Annotated in this window: 3 protein-coding genes; 1 reads left to right on the top strand and 2 read right to left on the bottom strand. The window is 42.0% G+C overall.

Features of this window, described 5'->3' with window-relative positions; genetic code table 11:
• The first annotated feature begins 168 nt into the window (after window positions 1–168).
• Complete coding sequence (locus KDK16_RS13215) at window positions 169–573, top strand: hypothetical protein (RefSeq protein WP_257276484.1); 405 nt, start codon at window positions 169–171, stop codon at window positions 571–573.
• Between the two features lie 25 nt (window positions 574–598).
• On the opposite strand, the gene KDK16_RS13210 is transcribed toward KDK16_RS13215, so the two are convergent.
• Together KDK16_RS13210 and KDK16_RS13205 are read right to left on the bottom strand one after the other, a co-directional pair.
• Window positions 599–2593 (bottom strand): hypothetical protein, encoded by a 1995-nt coding sequence (locus KDK16_RS13210; RefSeq protein WP_257276483.1) that lies wholly within the window; start codon window positions 2591–2593, stop codon window positions 599–601.
• Between the two features lie 275 nt (window positions 2594–2868).
• Window positions 2869–3683: hypothetical protein (locus KDK16_RS13205; RefSeq protein ID WP_257276482.1), on the bottom strand; the 815-nt coding region annotated here is incomplete at its 5' end.

The raw sequence follows: 3683 nt of genomic DNA, 5'->3' as shown, positions 1-3683 counted from the left end.
ATGTATTTTCCATCAGGTATAGCCGCTGACAGCTAAAGCCCATACCCATCTCTTCCAGGCTACGTTAAATCACTGCCTCCTCATCAGCGATCTCGATTTCAAAAAGAAGAACAGAAAAATGAGAATGATATCAAAAACGAATATGGACCTATTCTTGATCGCCTTGAATTGTCACATGAGGAGCAAAAGCTTTTCCGGGACTTAAAAGACATATGCAAGCGGGCGATTCGTCAAGCCTTCGCGCATTACCTGTATGAAGTGACGCACTCGAAAGGCGGCTGCTTAACGTATTGTTGGGTTGGTGCTTCCATTGAGGCTCACGATACGGTCAGGGACAGATGTGGCGCTTATGATCCATCCTCGCCTGAGGAGCTTTATGCCATGATGTCTGCAATTGATAACCCTGACGCGTTTCAGACATCTGTTAATAATGCCTACTTGCGGGAGGCATTCAACGCCAGTAACGCGCTTGTGCTCAAATCCGATGAGTTGACAGAAATTGCCATAGAGTTTTCAAGTAGCGTGAATTTGAATTCGATTTGTAACTCACTGTATGCTGGATTAATGCAATAAGTGCAATGTAAGAGCCGGTTGGCGCTTATAATTTCTTATTCAATATCGTGTCGAATAGAACCAGGGGAGCAACACCCGCTTGTCTACCTTCCTCATTTGCTTGAATCGTTAAGCCGTATACCCGTTCATCTCCAGCCACTTTAAACTCCCACAATGGCACATCCTTATATCTAAAGCATTTGTAGCCTGTAGCGCCTCTTTCATGGGGCGCATAACGGCCTGTTTCATGAATGCTTTGCATTTTTTCAATGGCATCATCGGATATTGTACTTTTGATTGCATCTGATGAAGGATCAAAATAGGCATAGGCAACGATGTTTTTTGTATCCGTTTCTTTACCGGATGGGGTAAAACCTCTTTTGTAAATTGGCCTGATGCATTGGTGGTTTATCGGTATATCCTCTTTCCACGGCCTCACAGGCAGCTCGTCTTTTGGCATAACGATATCCTTGATTTTAGCTATTGCTCCAATATTTTGTTTGGGTCGCTTATTTTTCCTGATTTGCTTAAAGTCATGATAGTTTGGTAAAGACACGTGTTCCCAGTCGTTGGGGTACAGATTCAACTTGATGCTGGTCTTGCTTGAAATCGCTGCGTCTTCAGCAGTGTCGCACTTATCCATAGATTTTTTGATGTCCACTGGCATCTTCAGTTTCTCGGTTCTGATTATTTTTTCTAATATGCGACTAGTGTCTATTTTTTTTCTGGCGGCGAAGTAACGGGTTATTTTTCTTGGCAAAGGAATCAATGCAAGCGAAGAACCTATCAGGCTCAGACAAGATACTAAGTAAGTTACAGACAGTAAATTAAGTAACTTCATACCATAGCTTTTCTTGTTTGCTTCTCTCCTGGCTCTGACTCTTTCAGCAAGCTCCCTGGCTTCAGTCCACTTTTGCTCGTTGAGGCAATCTTGACGATCCTTCATGCATTGACGGAACATTTTTTTTATTTCTACAGAGCTAAGAATGGCTTCTGATTTTTTAATCTGGGAATCAATGTATTTTCTGTGCTGCAGAATATCCTCTTTTTTGCGATCACTATTAACTTTTAATGCAGTTGATGTCTGTCTTTCTAAATCATTAAATTTGCTTTTTAATGATCGTAATAAGCCTACACATACAGTCCTGCGTCCTTTTATTAATTCGTCCAGTTCTTTAGCATAGGCTTGATAATCTCCGGATTCTTTCTGATACATGAAAATTTCTTTTAATGCCGTATCGTAGCTGTCGAGTTCATCAAACAGGCCTTTCATGCAGGGGCTTAAAGGAAAGAGATCATACTTTTTTAGAACAGTAAATTGCTTATGATCATAAACAAGCATTCCGAAATCATTGTTGTGTATTTTGATGTATTGGTTAGTCTGTTCCAGAATCTTTTTTAACTCTAACGCCTTGGACTCCATACGGACGAGGTCTTTATATTTTTTTATGACAGGAACTGTTTCAGGGTTCTTAATACCAAGGACCAGACTGGTCTCGTCTGATTTTTTATAAACACCGGTCATTCTGTCCGCTGGACCGATCTGTTCCATCAGGGTTGGTTTCTGACAGGATTGAGACTGACTTTCTCTTTCAGGCGCTGATTTTTTTTTGTGGATGGTTTCTTTGGGGGCTGAGCACGTATCTGCCAGACACGCCTTCTGTGCATCATCTTTTCGGCCTGTTTCCTGTAATTTTGCGACCCATTCTGAAAAGCCAGCTTTTGGGCAAGTGTTGAGTTCAGCTGTTGTTGGGGATGCCATACTGCACGTGTCACTTTTTCCATTGCCTTTTGCAGACACACTCTGTAAACCTGAAAAAAGACCAAGAGCAAAAACAAAACGTTCTGTTATCGACATAGCAGTGAATTTTTTGCCATGGATTGCAGCCGTATTTTTCTTACTGGTTTTTTGGAGGGGGGCGTTTTCTCTTACTTCTCGGCGACCCCATTGTTTTTTCTTGTCCAATTTTGTGGATTGTTCTGGCACAGTGCCAGATCCACCATGGATTATGGCGCAATGATTGGAAACAGGGAGTGACATCGTGATTCTCCTTAATATATAAACGTCATGTTCAGGACAAAACAATTAATTCTTGTCTGATTGAAGGTATAGATTGCTTTATTTCAGTAAAGTTCCTTTGTTGCATATGTTTTTTAAACAATGATAAGCAAAGGATTAACTGTTCTGGTTTTCGTGAGGGCAGACTTCGGTATTTCCCCGCCGGAATTCCGAAGTCTGTATGAGGATGGTATCAGGGAGTGAGCTAATCCCAGCCTGGTACTCAGGTCATGTCAGGTAGCTTATGAGCAATGCCCTCATGACAGCTCATCATCCTCCTGGTCAGTAACTATTCCAAAATGTGCGCCTATGCTTAACGAAATTGAATGGTTACGATGTATTGGATCCAAAGGTGGCCGAAATGCTTCTGTAAATGTTTTTACACATTGATCAGTGTGAGGGTTTTCTATTTTTTCCTGAATTCTGGTTTTTAAACCGTACATATAATGACGCCCGGCATCAAAGACCGTTCGTTTAACCGGCCATGAACTCACTATATGTTCAGGAGGTATGCCTGTCGTGAGTACTTCTTCTGCAGACGTGATAGAAGTAGTGTGTAGCCCCCCTCCCGTCAGATCTGCAGCTGTTTTGCAAATGTCGATACCGGTATTGACATAACACTGATAAACATAGGTGCTGTCTTCCTCCCAAGGCTCAGGCAAGTCGTCCGTCTCATGCTGCGATGAAAACCATGGGAACCAAGTTGCGACCGCAATGTTGCGGCTGGTATTGATGATGTTATTTTGTGAGTCATTCACCAATTGGCAGTTGCCAATGCATAGTCCATATGTTAGATGATAGGGGCTCAATTTCGTATTCAGCAAAGCTTCAAGGAAGTCATTATCGTTAATTGAATCCGAATCATCTGATTTTCGATTAAATCCTGTTTTGAAGATGGTTTCCGGAGGTCTCGAATCGCCTCTGTATACAATGCCGATATGGGATGGTGTTTTCAGAGTTGGAATAAACTCAAACTGACCCTTATGTTGCCATAATCGATTGTGCTTAAAATAGACGTTTTCAGCTTCTGGCAGGTAGGTTTTTTCCGGGTTTCTTGCAGAAACCTGGCGGG

The sequence above is a fragment of the Endozoicomonas sp. SESOKO4 genome, assembly GCF_024606275.1.
This window is presented reverse-complemented; position numbering and strand designations above follow the sequence as displayed.